Source organism: Dyadobacter ginsengisoli DSM 21015, assembly GCF_059568735.1.
Genome location: NZ_JCANTY010000001.1, coordinates 995,985 through 1,012,522 on the forward strand (window position 1 = coordinate 995,985; position 16,538 = coordinate 1,012,522).

Consider the following 16,538-nt stretch of genomic DNA (forward strand, 5'->3'; position numbering starts at 1 on the left):
CGGTGATAGAAATAGTGGAATTAAATTTTTCAATTTTTGGACCATTATTTATTACAAAAAAGTATTTTAATAAAATGTTAAGTTCATTACTTTTGCGAAAGTAATAATCCACCAGCAACCCGTTATTTATTTATGAAAGCACGAGCAATTAAATTCTTTTCACCTGAAGAGAATGTTTCAGTAGTTAAAAAAACACAGGAGCAGCCAAAACCAACAGGCTACATTTCAGCTTCGGGAAAACTGGTTCTTCCTCCGAAAACACTGGAAGAATTGGGTATCGAAGCGGAAAATAGCCGTTTCAAAATCGGGACACAGCAAGGTAAAAGAACACTGAAGTACCTTTACCTGATCCCCAGTACAGAGGAAGAAGGAACATTTGCATTGACCAGAAGCGGTCGTGGGTATTCCATTCCGTTGGAGCTGATCCTTCGCAAGGGTGGTGTTGATTTCGAAAACACGAAGTTCGTTTTTGAAATAACTCTTTTTAATTATGATGAAGGAGTTGTAGGCTACGAGCTGGCGCTGAGTACCGAGGAGCCCAAGCCTGCGTACACCGGTAAACCCCGGGGTCGCAAGCCTAAAAATGCCGTGGTAGCGGAATAAGGTAATTTCAGGGTCCGTTTAACGGACCCTTTTTTATTTATTTACCTTCTTGAAAATCAATGCATTCGGGAGGTTTGTTGCCCTTTATTCAGATCCGCATTTCCCATTTTTCCTCTTCCCATTTGCATGCCTTTGTAAATTGTAAACCCGCATTGTTTATTTTGACCGTCTCACAGGTTATGCGCTGTGGCATGATATTACCAAAAACCATTTCCTGGTTTGGGTACCTTTAAATCCAGGGTTTGTCCGTGAAAAATACGGCAAATAAAGTTGGGGTGGACTTTATTTACTCCAATGAACGTTGACCGGTCAGATTAACGAGGGTTATTCCCGGAGATGATCTTAGCAGGAAAAATATTTGTCGGTGTATTATGCATGATCCTGTACTTTGAAATACTCGGAGCGGGAAGGAAATGACCGCTAATGGTTCAATGCGTTTCTGACCGGTTCAGGAATTCCGAACAGGTTTTTTCTGCTATCGCTGGCAAACCGCCTTTCCGCAAAACCGGCATTGACCAGCCAGTTGAGTGATTCATAGACAGTCGCGGGACTGATCTTAATCCCGCGACTGCGCATCACTCGCCAAAGCGTATCCCCGTCTGTGAATTCATCGGATACCAGCAGCTGATCAGCGACGATGATCCGTTTTTCGGCTAGTCTGATCTTATTATTTACACAATACGAATTGATTTGTTCGGACAGGGACATGCGATGTGATCTGCGATTGACACTACTTGGTTACCTCCACGAGCAAGGTGGCGCTCCGCCAGAAAGCCTTGTAATCCTTGCCATTGTGCTTGCCTTCTTCTTTCCAGCTCTTGGATGCTTCGATGTAGTAGGTTCCCGGCCAGAGCGGCACAAATTCAGCAAGCCCTTTTTCATCGGTGCTGATCTGCTTGCTCCATCCCGACGGGGAGGCCACAGTCACATATAGTTTTTCATTTCCATTGCTTTTGAAAAGTCCGCGCAGGTTCAGGGGGCTGTTTACTTTGTAAGTCTTAGCAGGATCCGCGAACAGGCTCAGTTCTGTGCCGCCCGCAGCTGCATTATTGCCTGCATCTGCTTTCCCAACGGTCACAATCGCGCTCGCATTGAATTGATAGACCGTCGTACCGCCCAGTTCTTTTGAAGTGTGTCCTACCGCTATCGTGTATACGCCCTGTTGGTCGGGTGTAAATTCGGCGGTGAAATGATCGTCCGCTGCGGTGGTCGCAAGTTTGGTCCGTTTTTGATCGGGTGCTACCAGCCAAAGTTCAAAATCCTTCACGTCGGAATACCATTCGCTTAATTTTTCAGGTTTATCGCCTGGCTCCGCATAAATGATTTTGACGGTTTGCTTTTGACCGGCTTTACCTTTTGGGGCCGTCTGAATCCAAAGCGCGTGTGCGAAAAGCTGAGCGGAACAGCAGATCAGGAAAGCAGTAATTAGAAATTGTTTTTTAAACATGAGATAAAAATGAGTAGTAAATGCAGCAGGAAATGATATTCAGACTGCGTTGTGGATTTGCAAATATAATTTATTTATAATAAGTCCAAATAATATTTACTGCAAAAAATGCCTCAGTCAAATGTTTTTATTGTGGGTCACAAAACAAAAAAGCTCCCGGTGTGATTCCGGGAGCTTCTGACACAGGTCTTTATGCGTTGCTTGTCAATACAATTTTGTGGCCAAAGATCGTATCATCGGCGTGTGACCGGGTATATTAATAAACGATGCTCATCCGCAGTGCCCGCAGACCGCTGAGCCCCTGCAGGTCTTCGAGTTCCAGTTCTTCCAAGGCCGGTTCGAGTGCGTTGGTTTCCTGCAAATATTGGATAAATGGCAGGTAATCCTCCACATCACGGCGGTGGAAATAGATGAGCGCGACTTTGTCGGGTTGGGTAAGGCGTTCCTCCGAATTCCTGATCCGCACCTTGTCGATCCGCTTTTTGATCATCTGATACCGGATATTGTACGCCCCTTCCACATCGAACTTACGTTCATCGGCGCGGAAACTAATGTCGATCATATGGTTGTGAACAAAAATCAACTGCGTTGTATGCAGTTCCTTCGGGATTTCAGCGAGCAATTCCCGGGCCCGTTTAGCTACTTCTATCATCGAAGAGAGCTGCCAGAGTCGCAGGTTTTTGAGATGGAAATGGCTGAACGACTTCTCGGGGCTGATCGATTGTCCGATGTAAATATCGTATTCGATACCATCCGTCCTGAACTTTTCGAAATAGCAGGGAAAGGATTGCTGGAGTCCGTCTTTTTCGTCTTCAAAATACCGGTTCACGGCCGAATTGATCAGCTCCATGGAACGGTCGAGTTCCTCGCGGTGCTGGTGTACTTTCCCGTGCGCAGGATGCGAGGTCTCGATGTAGGAATCGATCAGTTCGTTAGTGCGCGAGTCCTGTTGCGACAAATGCATCAGATAATTCTTCGACTCCTCGTTGAGAAAGATATTGAGATTATTTTCGGAGGTACTGTTAAGTTCGCCGCCGCTGATGGTCTGCTGCCATTTGGCACAATGGAAACGCAGCTCCTGCATGAGCGATGACCGGTCGAATGGCTGCAAGGCTTCCAATAGCTGTGCGAGCAGGTTGAGATAATTTCCCAGATCGGTTCTGATCGCGTTGTTCCGTTCGGCGGTGGAATTCCGAATGTCGACGGCACCGTACAACGGGTACACGTCATAAAAACTGATGTTTTCGGTGACTTCCGGCAAGCCTTTTTTGCGGCGATGCAGATAATGCCAGGCCGCCTCATTGAATTTCCATTGAACAGCCGGCTGTATGGAAGTGAATTTTTCCTTAATGATATTTTCCAGCTCGATGTTGAATTCCTCGATGTAGATATTCAGGAGCTGGGCCACGGGCGCAAAAGCCATGTCCAGCTGGGCAAGCGTCTTTTCGTCGAACCGTTCCTCTTCCCAGGTGTGCATACAGAGCACCCCCACCACCTTCTGGTCCACGAAAAGCGGTATCAGCGCCAGCGACCTCACACCGGCATTCCGGAATGGGTTGAGCCAGGCGATTTTATTTTCTTCTTCTCCCTGTATGTCCGGCGAGAAAAACGAAACCGGCTTGGCGGCATAGCCCTCCGCCTGCCTGCGGAATTCCTCTGGCGTGAGCCTGTTTTCACCCCATATCTGGAATAGAATACCTGTTCCGGCTTGCTCGTATCCGTACACCGCTTGTCCGTTCACGCGCACGAACGGGAAGAGGTCAAACTCGATACGGTTGTTCTGTACCAGCGTTTTCAGCGACTGGATAATGCGCTGGTAGCGCGCCGGGCTATCGCCGGGCTTTCGGTTAAAGCGCACTTTCTTGATATTTTCCACGGCCATTTTTGCGGTCACATCCGAGACCGTAATGACTGCAAAGCCACGGAATCTGAACATGTCCAGCGGCAGTACTTGCTGCAATAGCACATGCCCGTTGTCTTCGCTGAAATGCGAGTAAATTTCAACAAAATTCAGCTCGGGCAGGGGCCGTGTCGCCGTGATTTCCACGAAATCGGGGTTTACCAGGACTTCATAATAGCGCAAAAGACCCGTGTCCGCATGCGTCCAGGCATGGTATTGCTGGATTTTAGCCGGTACCTGAAAATTGTAAAGCCGGTGCAGGATCATCGTGTAGATCATGTGCAGGCGCTCACGCTGGTAGTCGACCGGCGTTTTCTGGATATCGAACTGCCCTTCCAACCCGATCGGTTTGGCGCCCAGCATTTCATACAGCAGATCTGTGCCGTAGAAGATCTTGGGATTGAGGGGAAAGCTCATTCCCCAGGCCAGTTTCTCCTCCGGGATCAGCGGCGCTGAAAGTACTGAGTAAATGCGTTCATAAAAATCCCCGTACGAATGGGTATCTTCGAGAGGGACATCCTCCCGTGGAAGGTTGTTGTTGCTGAAATAATCCAGAATGGATTGATAAAATGAAGATTTCAATGTCTTCTCTTCACTTATTCGCTTTTCCAGGTGCCGGATGAAGGGCATAAAGGAGATCGCAGCGTCGATATCCAGCGGAATGGCTTTATTCGCTGATACATCCAGTACTTCGTTTTTCATGGTGCTATGGTGGCATTGGGAGCCTAAATATACAATACACCTATTTAATAAAAGCGAATCCCGGCACAACTTGCCGGGATTCGGAAATGCATTTCAGGATGGAACCGGGGTCAATGCGTTAGGCTGGTCTCTTTGTAGATCCCACGGTCCATGGTAATTCCGAGTCTTTCCATCATAGCCGCGGGATTGAAGCCTTCCTGCCGGTAGGCAGCCTGTACGGCTTCTTTGGCTTGGTCCAATGCCGCCCGGCTTGCCCAGATCGCTACCGTCACGAATTCGAAGTCCCCGTTTTCGGAAGTCCGCTCGTAAATATTGTCTTGAATGAATCCTGGTATTGTGCAGATTATCTTGCGGTTAATGCCGACCCGTTCGATGAATTCTTTCCGGGATGCGACGGGAACGGTGAATTTGTCTATAAAACTCACTTCGTTCGGTTGTGACCGGCGTATGGGGTAATGAGAACGCTCGTCGCTGGGGTAGGCCGGGGTGCCGGGCGCATGGTGAATCGGTTGCATAGCTGTTGGTTTTTTGTTTACACAGCTCCTGGCCAGCGAAGACGAATTCTTGTAAAAAATCATTGATTTACCAGAAAACGGGTGATTTCAAAAATTCAGATGGCGTTCGTCCGGTGAACAGTTTAAAATCCTTATTGAAATGAGGTTGATCAAAGTAACCGGCTTCCAGGGCAGTGTGGATGGGAGAAGCTCCTGCTATCCGTCGGAAACGTTTTTCAAAAACATCCTGACTAATGTACAGCGAATCGGCCAGCTCCCTGATTTTTACCTGGCCATTTGCATTCCGGATCTTTTCGATGGCCGTTAAAATCAGTTTGTCGGCGGTCGTGTCGCGGATCAGTCTTGTTAAAAACTGTTCAATCAGCCTAATCCGGTCCGTGTGAGATGACATTTCAGCCAGTTGTTCTTCCAGAAGGCCCATATTGCGGAAGCCATCGAGGCAGTCCATGGCTACGCTGGCCTCGCTCAACAGATGAAGCGGCTCGCGCAGAAAGGGTGTAATGCCACCTGCTTTGAAAATAACCAGCAGGTTGACGGTCCCTGCTCCGTAGTGGATATTCCGCCCCGATTTTCGCAACCCCGACACCACCAGCGGGTCGAGCGGGCGGGTGGTCCCATGGAAATCCATTTGCACGCTACCGCGTAGCCTGAAAGCCATGACGGCGGATGTGTCGGGTAACACCCGGTTGATCGTCTCCTCAGCGGTCTCGATGACAAGGTAGGATTTGACGAACGGGTCCAGCAGCGGGGTAGGAAAGTAGGTCTGCATCTTCATGAACCCTGGGAACGGGGAAGCGCAGTCATCAGTTCCCGCGGCCTGTCATTATTGTATTGAAATGACTGTTTTGGGATAATTCTTATATCCTACGGCGGCAATCAATCCAGAATCACATCACCATGCCGACTAGCAACCCTGAAATCATCGAGCTGGCGCATACGGACCGACCGGCAAGCGTATTACCCATCTTCCGATCCGTTTCGATATGGTTTGTAATGGCTACGTAAAAGTGTATCACACTTCCGGATTTTTGTATAAGATGCAGGCCGACGCAGCCCGGTAAATTTGTCTCATTAAAACACATAAACATTTTTAGTGATGTCAAAGACTATTTTTATTACCGGCGCTTCCAAGGGATTCGGCCGCATATGGGCAGAAGCTTTTTTGCAAAGAGGAGATAAAGTGGCAGCGACTGCCCGTAATACCGATACATTAAAAGACCTCGTGGCACAGTATCCCGATACGCTGCTGCCCATCCAACTGGATGTGAACGACCGGGCCGCCAGCTTCGCAGCGATCAGTAAGGCTAACGAGCATTTCGGCCGCATCGATGTCGTGATCAACAATGCCGGTTACGGCTTGTTCGGTACCATCGAGGAAACCAGTGAGCAGGAAGCCCGCGATCAGATCGAAACCAATGTCTTCGGTTTGCTCTGGGTTACGCAGGCCGCCATTCCGGTGCTTAGGGCACAGGGCGGTGGACACATCATCCAGGTATCGAGCGTATTGGGGGTTGCTACCCTTCCGGTTTTAGGCCTCTACAACGCCTCTAAATGGGCCGTGGAGGCGATTAGTGAAACACTCGCTTCGGAAGTGAAAGATTTCGGTATCAAAGTAACCATCGTAGAGCCCAACGGTTTCGCGACCGACTGGGGCGGTGCCTCGGCTATTCATTCCGAGCCGATCGCATTGTACGACGGCGTTAAGGAGGCACTGTTCTCCGGATTCACCGAAGAAACGATCGGTAAGCCAGAAGCGACTCCCGAGGCGATCCTGAAAGTCGTGGATGAAGAAAATCCGCCATTGCGAATTTTCCTGGGCAAAGTAGGGTTACCATGGCTGAGCCAGGTTTATACCGAACGCCTCGCGACGTGGGAAGAGTGGAAGGAAGTAGCCGATGCAGCGCACGGTGTTGTAACTGCCTGATAATCGATCGGAGATATTTAGTTAAAATTACAAATCTGCACCTGTCACGGGTGCAGATTTAAACGTTTCAAAACCATGGAACACTATAAAAGCATTAGCGAGCTGCACCGCGCCAGCAGCTATCCGGGTCCCGAAAATCCGTTGATCAGTATGCTTACCTGCGACGAATTGAGCAGCTGTACACTCGGGCACCGGGAGTTTACGACCGATTTCTATATGATCGCCTTCAAAAAGATCAAATCTGGTCATGTCCTGTATGGGCGCACGAAGTATGATCATGAGAATGGCTCGATGCTGTTTGTAAAACCGCGGCAGGTCATTGAGATGAACAATATCGAACTGGAAGAAAAGGGATTTATCCTGTATGTCCATGAGGACTTTCTGAACGGACATCCGCTGCATTCGGAAATCCGCAAATACGGTTTTTTCGATTATGAGGCCAATGAAGCCCTGCATTTGTCGGAACGGGAGGAGCAGATCATCTGGGACCTATTTGCCAAGATCCAGACGGAATACTACAACAATACCGACGAATATAGCCGCGACATCATGCTCACGCACCTCGACTCGATGCTGAAATATTCCCAGCGTTTCTACAAACGTCAGTTTATTAACCGCACCCAGCTTTCGGGTACCACCGTATCCCGGTTCAATGAAAGTCTGGCTGGGTATTTCGAGGGGGGCAAATTCCAGGAAAACGGCCTTCCGTCGGTCAAAATGATGGCCGATATGCTCAATACGTCGCCGAGGTACCTAAGCGACCTGCTCAAACAGGAGACCGGTAAGACAGCCATCGAACTGATCCACATTTTCCTGGTGTCCGAGGCTAAAAACATGCTGCTGAGCTCGGATAAAACCGTTGCTGAAACGGCCTATTTACTGGGTTTCGAGAACCCGCCCTACTTTTCAAGGTTGTTCAAAAAGGAAACCGGCGTCAGTCCGAACGAGTATAAGAAACGGGTGGAATATCCGGGACAGCCAGGTATGGCGTGATTACCTGGGAATGTGCATATTGATTTGCTTGCCGTTCTCATCATAGTCCCGGGATGTGGTGGGGTTGCCTTCGGGGCCATTCTTCTCCTTCATCAAAACCCATATCACAGGAGGAATTCGGAAGGGTTTCGACGAACTCGTCCGCCATGTCTCCCTTAAACTGTTCTATAATATTGATTTTCAGGATACCTGTGCCGGGTGTTTCTTCACCGGGTTTTTGTTTGACAGGGATGTCGGCGGTAATTTTCGCCAGTGCCACGAAAGTATATGGCGTGAGCTGCTGAACACTGTCAACACCCTCGTAATAACTACTGCATTTGCAGGCCTTTGCAGGCACATACAGGAGTGCCAGGGCAAGGATGAATCCATAGATGTTTTTCATAGTATTGCTCCGGTTAATTGCTTTCGCACGCCGTCAAATATATTGAAACTGAATTTTGTAAACTTTAATTTACTTTAATATTTCCGGACAAAAAATAGCAAAAACCGCCAGTGCTGCGTTCTAATACCTGATTTGTGAATTTAATTCACTTATTTGGTCGGTTTATTGAACATTATTCTGGAATTGCATGATTGATTTGAAGCCGGGGAAATACCGGCGTCGCATACTGTGGTTATGGCGGTCGCTGGGGATCGGCCTTGTTTTGCTGATCTTTTACATCGTAGCTGTCAACTACAACTTTTTATGGCTGTTTGGCGGTATGCCGGACCTGATTGCGCTCGAAAACCCCAAAAGTGAAGTGGCTTCGGAACTCATTTCGGAGGATGGAAAGTCGCTGGGCAAATACCTCATTGAAAACCGCTCGCCGGTCGAGATCTCGGAGATTTCCCCCAACCTGATCAATGCATTGCTGGCTACGGAGGACACCCGTTTCATCGGCCACTCCGGTATTGATCCGCGAAGCCTGCTGCGCGTTGCGAAAGGCATATTGACCGGTAATTCCAGTTCGGGCGGTGGGAGTACGCTTACCCAGCAGGTCGCCAAAAACCTGTTCAATACCCGTTCGGAAGAGTTTGAAGGTGCATTGGGAAAAATCCCGGGTGTCCGCATCGTGATTGCCAAAACCAAGGAATGGATCCTCTCGATCATCATCGAAAGGAAATATACCAAACAGGAGATTATGCAGATGTACCTCAACACCGTATCGTTCGGGAACAACGCATTTGGTATTAAAGTGGCGGCCAAAACTTATTTCGACACCGAAGTTTCGGACCTGAATATCCCCCAGTCGGCATTGCTCGTGGGCATGCTGCAGAACCCGACGATCTATAACCCGGTACGCTTCCCGCAGAACGCTACCAACCGCCGGAACACAGTGCTGGCCCAGATGGCCCGCTACGATTACATTACCGAAGACGACTTTAACGAGCTGAAAGAAAAGCCGCTTGGCCTGGATTTTGCGATGGAAACGCACGCGAATGGCCCGGCTCCATATTTCTGGGAATCGATGCGTGGTTATCTCAAAGCATGGGTAAAAGTGTATAACGAGGAGAATGGTACCGACCTCAACCTCTATACCAGCGGGCTCCGGATCTATACCACCATCGATTCGCGTATGCAGACCTACCAGGAAGAAGCGCTGACCCGGCATATGAAGGAGCAACAGAAGATATTCAACGAGCACTGGAAGGGACGTAACCCCTGGATTGACGAGAATGGAAAGGAAATTCCCGGGTTCATTAATACCGCCGTGCGTCGCCTTCCTTACTTTAACCTTTTGAAAAATAAGCTGGGCGAGGAAGAGGCATGGAAAGTGATGAACAAGCCTTACAAAATGAAAGTCTTCTCATGGGACGGGGAGAAGGAAGTGACCATGAGCCCCATTGACTCCATCAAATATTATAAACGTTTCCTGCGTGCCGGTATGATGGCCATGGACCCGCGCAACGGGCACGTGAAAGCATGGGTAGGGGGTATTAATTTCAAATATTTCCAATACGACCACGTAAAGCAGGGCAAAAGGCAGCCAGGTTCGACATTTAAACCGTTTGTCTATACCGCAGGTCTGGACAAGAACTTTATCACGCCTTGCGAGAAGATCATGGATTCGCCGGTCACATTTCAGGGCGGGATCGACGATGTGATGGAGGATTATACTCCCAAAAACTCCAATGGCGTATATTCGGAACAACCGCTTTCGCTGCGACAGGCGTTAGGGAAATCGGTGAACTCGGTGACAGCCTATATCATGAAAATGGTGAAAGCCAATACCGTGGTGGACTATGCGCACAAGCTGGGCATTACCAGCGAATTGCCGGCAACCCCGGCACTTTGCCTTGGGACGGGGGAAGTGTCAGTGTACGAAATGGTCTCGGCTTATTGCTCGTTTGCCAATGGCGGGTACAAAGTAATGCCGATGACGATCCTGCGTATCGAAGACCGCCACGGCAAGCTGCTGGGCGAGTTTCATGAGCAGCAAAGCCAGGAGTTGAATGAGAACATGGCCTATAATATGTTGTACCTCATGCGCGGCGCCGTCGAGGATGCAGGAGGCACTGCCGGACGTTTGCGGCAATATGGCGTAACTGACGGCAATGAGATCGCCGCTAAAACCGGAACGTCCCAGCATCATTCCGATGGCTGGTTTATGGGTGTGACGCACAACCTCGTAGCAGGTGTGTGGGTAGGCGGAGAAGACCGCAGTATCCACTTCCGTACGCTCGCGCTCGGGCAGGGCGGACGCGTGGCGATGCCGGCCTGGGGCGCATTCATGCAGAAAGTCTATAATGACCAGACGTTGGTCCAATATCGGAAAGGACCCTTCACGAAGCCCGCGAATTTCGTAAGTGAATGTACAACGTCCCAAAGTGACAGCACCGACGTGTATACGCCTCCGGCCAAGTCGGACGATGAAGGGGTTTTGTTTTAAGTAACGGGGCAGGTTTTGAGAAGCCTGCCCCGGGTTTTAGTTAGCTTTCAGAAGGTTTGATGTTCTGATTGACACAAAACAGGTTACCCGGATCGTACCGGTGTTTGATGCGGGAAAGCTTTTCAAAATTGCTTCCATAAGTGGACCTGACACGGTCGGAGCCCTCGTCCATCATAAAATTGACATAGGCTCCGCCTGCGCCATGCGGATGGAGTTCCTCCCAGTAATCGCGGGCAAAACGGGTGACCAGTTCCTTCTCAGTAGGGTCGGGACTGATGCCGACAATGACCATCGACCAGGTGGCGTCCCGGTAGTTCCAGGCCGTATCCTCATTGCGTACCCTTGCCGCGGCGCCGTTGACCGGGTAAAGGTGCATGCCGGAAAAAAAATTGGGGATTTTGTGAGCGTGGCGGATGTGTACATCCATGACTTCGGAGCTGAGGTGTTTGACAAAATCTCCTTTCCAGTACCATTGCATGCCTGGCGCGAAGAGATCGTCGAACATGCTTTGCAGCGCTGGCACGGGTAAAGGCCCTGTGGCGTCGATCAAAGGTTGCCGGAACTTTCGGACGGCATCAAAAACCTCGTTGGCTTCTTCTTCATCGATACAACTCCATACGATACCGCACATGGTTTCGAGGTGGTACTGCTCCGGAAACATGGGCGCCGGTGGTATTTTATGGAAGGCGAAAAAGCCGCCGACACTTTCCGGGGCTTTTGTGATAAAATCCTGGTACCATTCCATCATCGCCTTAGCGTCGTCCATATGCCAGAACATCGGTCCTCCGTAAACCGTATGTACCGGATGTGCCCGGAACAGGAATGAAGTCACTACCCCAAAATTGCCTCCGCCGCCCCGGATTGCCCAGAAAAGATCGGGATGCTCGGTGGCCGAAGTACGCACGACATTGCCGTCGGCCAATACCATCGTGGCTTCCAGCAGATTGTCGATGGTGAGGCCGGCAAACCGGGTCAGGTGGCCTAGCCCGCCGCCCAAAGTGAGACCACCGATGCCGGTAGTGGCATTGATTCCTGTGGGCACAGCGAGTCCGTGCGGGTGCGCCGCAGCATCCAGATCGCCCAGCAGGCAACCTCCCTGCGCCCGCACGGTTCGGGCGTCAGGATCTACTTCCACATGCCTCATTAGCGAAAGATCAATGACTAACCCTCGGTCACATACGCCAAGGCCGGCGCCATTATGCCCACCTCCTCTTACCGCCAGCAACAGGTGGTTTTCACGGGCAAAATTCACAGCCCTGACCACATCGTCCTCGTCCGCGCAACGGACGATCAGGTCGGGGTATTTATCAATCATTCCATTGTGGACACTGCGGGCGGTATGATAATCCGGATCGCCGGGGGCGATCACGCGGCCACGAAAGCCGGGCTGGGCGAGGGCAGGAGAAATTGTTTCCATAAGTGCTACGGGGTTTGACATGAAAAACAGTGTATTACGGCACGTGGAGTGCGCCGGGTATCGGATGTGGGTAAATAACTGACGCGGGCTAGGCGTAAGATTGCGTTTTTCGGAAATGGAGGGGCGATGTGCCGAACCGTTCCTTGAATACGCGGCTGAAATGCGACGTATTCTCAAAACCGCTCTCGATGGTGATCTCGTTAATGCTCTTTTTAGTGGTGAACAGCAGTAGTCGTGCGTAGTCGAGTCGTCTGGCGATCAGCCATTTGCCGGGCGAAATGTAGAAAAGCGTTTTGAATTCCCTTTTAAAGGTCGCTAAACTCCTGTTTGAAATCCTGGCGAATTCGGGCAGGGGCAGGTTGTACATATAATTGGCTTCCATTACCTCCAGAAGGGATGCTTTTTTCTGGTTGGCAGTGAGGCTTACGGGGTATGGCGACGAGAGATTGTTGCGGTTGGCCATGATCGGAGGAGTGGTTGAAAATAGCGACGATTTTGCTGGCCTACGGACAATCGCTGTGAACGAGAGTCATTCCCTTGCAGGCAAGTTGCTTGTGTACCCCGGGCAGGTACCGACGAAATTCATATCCTTTGATCATCTTTGCGTCTGTTTAGCTGGCAGAAGATGGCAGAAGTCACCTGAGTGATTACTTAGCTATTCAAAAATAAGTGTTATTAGTGACGAATTTTTTGCTGTGGAGCTCAAAAAATGTCTTTGATGATCAAATATCCGGATGATCGTTTTTAACCTGTTGACAAAGCGGTCTGTCAGGTTTAGTTTTATAGTTGAAATGTAACGTTCCCTGCCTCGCATAACCTGTCTGTAACAAATTGAAAGATCCATCGCAATGGAAATGGTTCCGCCCTGTCCTGATCGTAACCTGGGCATTGCTGCTGAACCTGTTTCTGGTCCAGAAATTTGTCGGTAGTAACTGGAAAAGCCTCACGATCACGCTTGCGTGGCTGGGCTGTGCGCTCATTACCTGGAAGGTCATGGCCGAATGGAGCAGGAAATGCCGAAGGCGATACCCCGACATCGGGCAAACCAGAAAGCGCATTACCGCAACATTTACAGGCTATCTCTTGATCGAGGTCCTGAGCCAGGCGCTCTTTTTCCTGCTGATGTACTTCGCCCGGTGGGACTGGGAGGTGTTCACCGTCAGAGAATACAGCATTTACATGACGTTGTGCGTCGTGTCACTCTTCTCGGTAGGCGCATTGTATGAACTGATCTATTCGCTTAGCCAGTATGGCGTAGCGTTACAAGAAGAGGAAGCCATCAAAAAAGTGGGGTTGCAAAACCAGTTCGATAGCCTGAAAAGTCAGGTAAACCCGCATTTCCTTTTCAATAGCCTGAATTCCCTTTCCGCCTTGATCGAAGAGGACCGCGTGAAGGCGAATGCGTTTCTGGATGAACTATCCAGCGTATACCGGTACCTGTTGCATACCAGCGACAATGGATTGTCGTCTGTCAAAAGCGAGAACGATTTTATCACATCCTATCTTTTTCTCACAGGGATCCGGTATGGTGATGCCATCGATGCGAAAATCGAGATCGATGATGCCTACTGGGGCGCTATGTTGCCCACGCTGACCCTGCAGATGCTGGTGGACAACGCCATCCGGAACAATGTCGTGATGAAACAAAGGCCATTGAAGTTATCCATTGCCACGGGGGACCAGTGGCTGGAGGTGAAAAATACGATCCAGCCCAGGAATGTGAAAGCGGCCCGAGAGGGACTGGAATTGCTGATCGCGCGGTTCCGGGACCTGGGAATGGAGCCGCCGCTTTTGTTTGACAACGGGGAGGTTTTCTCGGTCAGGGTACCGGTAGCTGCCCGTCAGCAATCCGTAGACAGTTTACGATCATGAGAATAGTTACCTATACCAGACAGGACATCTGGATCGCCGTTTTCATCCTGCCCGCCTACATTCTTCTGATGAATTACCTCCTTTTGGGAGAGCTTTACTTTGCCCGTGCGGGCGTGTTCGTGAAAGCGACGGTCATACTTTTCGTTATCATCGGGCTGGCATATCAATTTATTCATGCCCGCATTGGCGACTGGTTCCGGAACAGGTACTCTAATTTCAGGGAAACCCCGAAGCGGATGCTGCTCATGATCCCTGTTCATATATTTGTCAATGTACTCATCATCAGCGGGCTGTTTTTTGGGTACGAATGGGTTCAATTCCCCGGTTATACTTTCGATCCTGCCAGCTATGAGTGGGCCCTGGCGCTTGGCGCGTTAATGAACGTTGTCGTGACCTGCATTCACGAGGGCGTCTATGCATTTGAATTGTGGCAGCAAAAACTGCTGGAAACGGAGAAGCTCCGGAAGGCCAATCTTCAGACCCAGTTCGAAAGTTTGAAACAACAGATCAATCCTCATTTCCTTTTTAATTGCCTGAACTCACTGTCGTCGCTGATCGAAGAAGATCCGGACCTGGCGACCCAGTTCATCGACGAAATGAGTAATGTGTACCGGTACCTGCTCCGCAGTAATGAGTCGGAACTGACGACCCTCGACTCGGAGCTGAAATTCGCCGGTTCTTACTTTCATTTGCTGAGCACGCGTTACGGGAGCAACCTGCGTCTGGAAGAAGACATCGATCCGACGTACCGGAGCCACATGCTGCCACCGCTTACACTGCAGTTGCTGATGGAGAATGTCGTGAAGCACAATGTGATCATGCCGCAGCAGCCATTGTATATCCGGCTCATGACTACCCCGGAGGGCAGGTTGGTCGTATCCAACAACCTCCAAAAACGTACGGTCACGGTACCGTCCAGCCGTATCGGGCTGGCCAATATTGCCACCAAGTACGATCTCCTGGGGCAGGGCGAAATCAGTATTGAAGAAAACCGGCAGTCATTCTCAGTCAGCCTGCCGCTTCTTGCACTGGCCTGAGCGCTACCTGGCGGGGAGCTGATCGAGCTTCGCACGCGTGGTTGCCGACATCCTACCCGTATGCGCGATTTCATGTACTGCTGTTTGCACCGGGGCCGAGATTTGCGAGGGCGGGAATGATGAATGATAATCCTCACTATTGATCCTTTTACTACGCAACAAATCAGTCAGTTCCAGAATCGGTGTGTGATCTGTTACTATTGGTTGGGGCTCAAACTCATCGGAATAGCCGGTGATGTCCCGGTCTTCATTGATACAATTGTTCAGAAAGTAAAACGAAGGTGCGCTTAGTGGCGGCACTGTAACACGGATCGTTTGCACCACCAAGCCATTCTGAGATTCGTCGTCCACCGAAATGAAGACGGTACCGGCGGGAATGGTCACGGTAATGGGCTGGGGCCTGCTGTTGGAAAAACGGATACAGAAGCGTACCGCGCCACCGTTGCCGTAAATGCGTTTTTCCTGAAGTGCTTCGTTCATGCATTCGGTGTCCCAACGCGGTTTTCCTACGACCTCGATGCCCTCAGGAAACACAAGCAACCTGCCGGTAGGACGCTGTCGGGAGCTGCCGAAACCCGGTGCAGAAGACTTGACGGCGTCTGGTACCGGAGCAGAATGAATGCAGCCGGCAAACAGGGCCGTCATGATCCATAACTGAAGCGAACGTCGCATTATATCTTCTTGAGTTTCATAATGCATTTGATCGCCTCGCTTTCACCGTCTTCGGGCAGCAGGTTGAAACGCACTTTCAGGGTGGTTTGGGTCAGTTCCAGTACTTCCCAGTCGTCTTTTTCGAGTCCGTTGGGTACACTTTTCATTTTGATGAGCTTTGTTACCTCGTCGTAAGTCCAGTCCGCGGAATAGATTTCCTGCTCCTCGTCGTCATTGCATCGCAGGTCACCGGTATTGGAGACAAACTTCCCTTCTTTTTTGAATATAATAAAGTCGTCCAGGTCGCACGGGATAAGCAACTGCATCAGGTCGGTCTCCTTCTCGCCGTCTTCATCCAGATCCAGGGGTTTGACAAGGTCCCAGGTTTCGGTCTTCCATTTTTTGTCGGCGAAGGTCAGTTTGGGCGGCTCCGGTGTTACGTCCTTAGGATCGTCTTTGCAGGCTAGCGTCGAAGCTGCGAGCAGGAGCGTGAAGGCAATGGTAGAGAAATGATTCATGGCTAACAGATTTTTGTTTTGTTGTGTCAAAATTAGGCCGGACAGGCAGGAAGGCCATGGGCATTGCGGTTCAAACGGGAGAACCGCAG

The 16,538-nt window shown here is 50.2% G+C and carries 16 protein-coding genes; 6 read left to right on the top strand and 10 right to left on the bottom strand.

All coding sequences use genetic code 11. From position 1 onward, the window contains the following. Nucleotides 1-132 precede the first annotated feature (132 nt). Nucleotides 133-603, top strand: coding sequence for a hypothetical protein (locus BP71_RS03480; protein WP_496376647.1), 471 nt, complete (start codon nt 133-135; stop codon nt 601-603). A 420-nt stretch (nt 604-1,023) separates the two neighbouring features. Here BP71_RS03480 and BP71_RS03485 read toward each other — a convergent pair whose 3' ends face one another. The 5 genes from BP71_RS03485 to BP71_RS03505 form a co-directional block, all read right to left on the bottom strand. Further along, a complete protein-coding gene (locus BP71_RS03485; RefSeq protein ID WP_496376649.1) occupies nt 1,024-1,311 on the bottom strand; it encodes a transcriptional repressor in 288 nt (95 codons plus the stop codon). A gap of 22 nt (nt 1,312-1,333) precedes the next feature. Continuing rightward, nucleotides 1,334-2,050 (bottom strand): DUF4198 domain-containing protein, encoded by a 717-nt coding sequence (locus BP71_RS03490; protein ID WP_496376651.1) that lies wholly within the window; start codon nt 2,048-2,050, stop codon nt 1,334-1,336. Nucleotides 2,051-2,306: 256 nt separating this feature from the next. After that, nucleotides 2,307-4,652: a GAF domain-containing protein gene (locus BP71_RS03495; protein WP_496376653.1), complete on the bottom strand. Its 2,346-nt coding sequence runs from the start codon at nt 4,650-4,652 to the stop codon at nt 2,307-2,309. A 110-nt stretch (nt 4,653-4,762) separates the two neighbouring features. Beyond that, entirely contained in the window at nt 4,763-5,167 is a 405-nt protein-coding gene (locus tag BP71_RS03500) for an antibiotic biosynthesis monooxygenase (protein ID WP_496376655.1), read from the bottom strand. Between the two features lie 67 nt (nt 5,168-5,234). Next, on the bottom strand, nt 5,235-5,942 hold the full coding sequence (locus tag BP71_RS03505; protein ID WP_496376657.1) for a DUF6597 domain-containing transcriptional factor: 708 nt from the start codon (nt 5,940-5,942) through the stop codon (nt 5,235-5,237). Nucleotides 5,943-6,263: 321 nt separating this feature from the next. Here BP71_RS03505 and BP71_RS03510 point away from each other — a divergent pair, with 321 nt between their 5' ends. Both BP71_RS03510 and BP71_RS03515 read left to right on the top strand, forming a co-directional pair. Further along, nucleotides 6,264-7,091 (top strand): SDR family oxidoreductase, encoded by an 828-nt coding sequence (locus BP71_RS03510; RefSeq protein WP_496376659.1) that lies wholly within the window; start codon nt 6,264-6,266, stop codon nt 7,089-7,091. Nucleotides 7,092-7,166: 75 nt separating this feature from the next. Further along, on the top strand, nt 7,167-8,084 hold the full coding sequence (locus BP71_RS03515) for a helix-turn-helix domain-containing protein (protein ID WP_496376661.1): 918 nt from the start codon (nt 7,167-7,169) through the stop codon (nt 8,082-8,084). Nucleotides 8,085-8,124: 40 nt separating this feature from the next. Here BP71_RS03515 and BP71_RS03520 read toward each other — a convergent pair whose 3' ends face one another. Further along, entirely contained in the window at nt 8,125-8,466 is a 342-nt protein-coding gene (locus BP71_RS03520; RefSeq protein WP_496376663.1) for a hypothetical protein, read from the bottom strand. Nucleotides 8,467-8,653: 187 nt separating this feature from the next. On the opposite strand from BP71_RS03520, the gene BP71_RS03525 reads away from it, so the two are divergent. Further along, entirely contained in the window at nt 8,654-10,954 is a 2,301-nt protein-coding gene (locus BP71_RS03525) for a penicillin-binding protein 1A (protein ID WP_496376664.1), read from the top strand. A gap of 40 nt (nt 10,955-10,994) precedes the next feature. Here the strand turns inward: BP71_RS03525 and BP71_RS03530 are convergent, their stop codons facing one another. Then, nucleotides 10,995-12,371: an FAD-binding oxidoreductase gene (locus tag BP71_RS03530; RefSeq protein WP_496376666.1), complete on the bottom strand. Its 1,377-nt coding sequence runs from the start codon at nt 12,369-12,371 to the stop codon at nt 10,995-10,997. 88 nt (nt 12,372-12,459) lie between these two features. Beyond that, complete coding sequence (locus BP71_RS03535; RefSeq protein WP_496376668.1) at nt 12,460-12,834, bottom strand: helix-turn-helix domain-containing protein; 375 nt, start codon at nt 12,832-12,834, stop codon at nt 12,460-12,462. 368 nt (nt 12,835-13,202) lie between these two features. Here BP71_RS03535 and BP71_RS03540 point away from each other — a divergent pair, with 368 nt between their 5' ends. Beyond that, nucleotides 13,203-14,243, top strand: a complete 1,041-nt coding sequence (locus BP71_RS03540) for a sensor histidine kinase (RefSeq protein WP_496376670.1) — start codon at nt 13,203-13,205, stop codon at nt 14,241-14,243. Further along, complete coding sequence (locus tag BP71_RS03545; protein ID WP_496376672.1) at nt 14,240-15,280, top strand: sensor histidine kinase; 1,041 nt, start codon at nt 14,240-14,242, stop codon at nt 15,278-15,280. Before BP71_RS03540 ends, BP71_RS03545 begins: the two co-directional genes overlap by 4 nt. Nucleotides 15,281-15,283: 3 nt before the next feature. On the opposite strand, the gene BP71_RS03550 is transcribed toward BP71_RS03545, so the two are convergent. After that, nucleotides 15,284-15,952 carry a hypothetical protein gene (locus tag BP71_RS03550; protein WP_496376674.1) on the bottom strand — a complete coding sequence of 223 codons (669 nt, stop codon included), beginning with the start codon at nt 15,950-15,952 and terminating at the stop codon, nt 15,284-15,286. Further along, nucleotides 15,952-16,449 (bottom strand): hypothetical protein, encoded by a 498-nt coding sequence (locus BP71_RS03555; protein WP_496376676.1) that lies wholly within the window; start codon nt 16,447-16,449, stop codon nt 15,952-15,954. The genes BP71_RS03550 and BP71_RS03555 overlap by 1 nt, the downstream gene beginning before the upstream one ends. Nucleotides 16,450-16,538: the final 89 nt, after the last annotated feature.

Coding starts and splice junctions, on each gene's coding strand:
- BP71_RS03545 (WP_496376672.1), top strand. CDS start 14,240: ATGAGAATAGTTACCTATACCAGACAGGACATCTGGATCGCCGTTTTC.
- BP71_RS03515 (WP_496376661.1), top strand. CDS start 7,167: ATGGAACACTATAAAAGCATTAGCGAGCTGCACCGCGCCAGCAGCTAT.
- BP71_RS03555 (WP_496376676.1), bottom strand. CDS start 16,449: ATGAATCATTTCTCTACCATTGCCTTCACGCTCCTGCTCGCAGCTTCG.
- BP71_RS03495 (WP_496376653.1), bottom strand. CDS start 4,652: ATGAAAAACGAAGTACTGGATGTATCAGCGAATAAAGCCATTCCGCTG.
- BP71_RS03550 (WP_496376674.1), bottom strand. CDS start 15,952: ATGCGACGTTCGCTTCAGTTATGGATCATGACGGCCCTGTTTGCCGGC.
- BP71_RS03520 (WP_496376663.1), bottom strand. CDS start 8,466: ATGAAAAACATCTATGGATTCATCCTTGCCCTGGCACTCCTGTATGTG.
- BP71_RS03485 (WP_496376649.1), bottom strand. CDS start 1,311: ATGTCCCTGTCCGAACAAATCAATTCGTATTGTGTAAATAATAAGATC.
- BP71_RS03530 (WP_496376666.1), bottom strand. CDS start 12,371: ATGGAAACAATTTCTCCTGCCCTCGCCCAGCCCGGCTTTCGTGGCCGC.
- BP71_RS03525 (WP_496376664.1), top strand. CDS start 8,654: ATGATTGATTTGAAGCCGGGGAAATACCGGCGTCGCATACTGTGGTTA.
- BP71_RS03510 (WP_496376659.1), top strand. CDS start 6,264: ATGTCAAAGACTATTTTTATTACCGGCGCTTCCAAGGGATTCGGCCGC.
- BP71_RS03490 (WP_496376651.1), bottom strand. CDS start 2,050: ATGTTTAAAAAACAATTTCTAATTACTGCTTTCCTGATCTGCTGTTCC.
- BP71_RS03480 (WP_496376647.1), top strand. CDS start 133: ATGAAAGCACGAGCAATTAAATTCTTTTCACCTGAAGAGAATGTTTCA.
- BP71_RS03500 (WP_496376655.1), bottom strand. CDS start 5,167: ATGCAACCGATTCACCATGCGCCCGGCACCCCGGCCTACCCCAGCGAC.
- BP71_RS03505 (WP_496376657.1), bottom strand. CDS start 5,942: ATGAAGATGCAGACCTACTTTCCTACCCCGCTGCTGGACCCGTTCGTC.
- BP71_RS03535 (WP_496376668.1), bottom strand. CDS start 12,834: ATGGCCAACCGCAACAATCTCTCGTCGCCATACCCCGTAAGCCTCACT.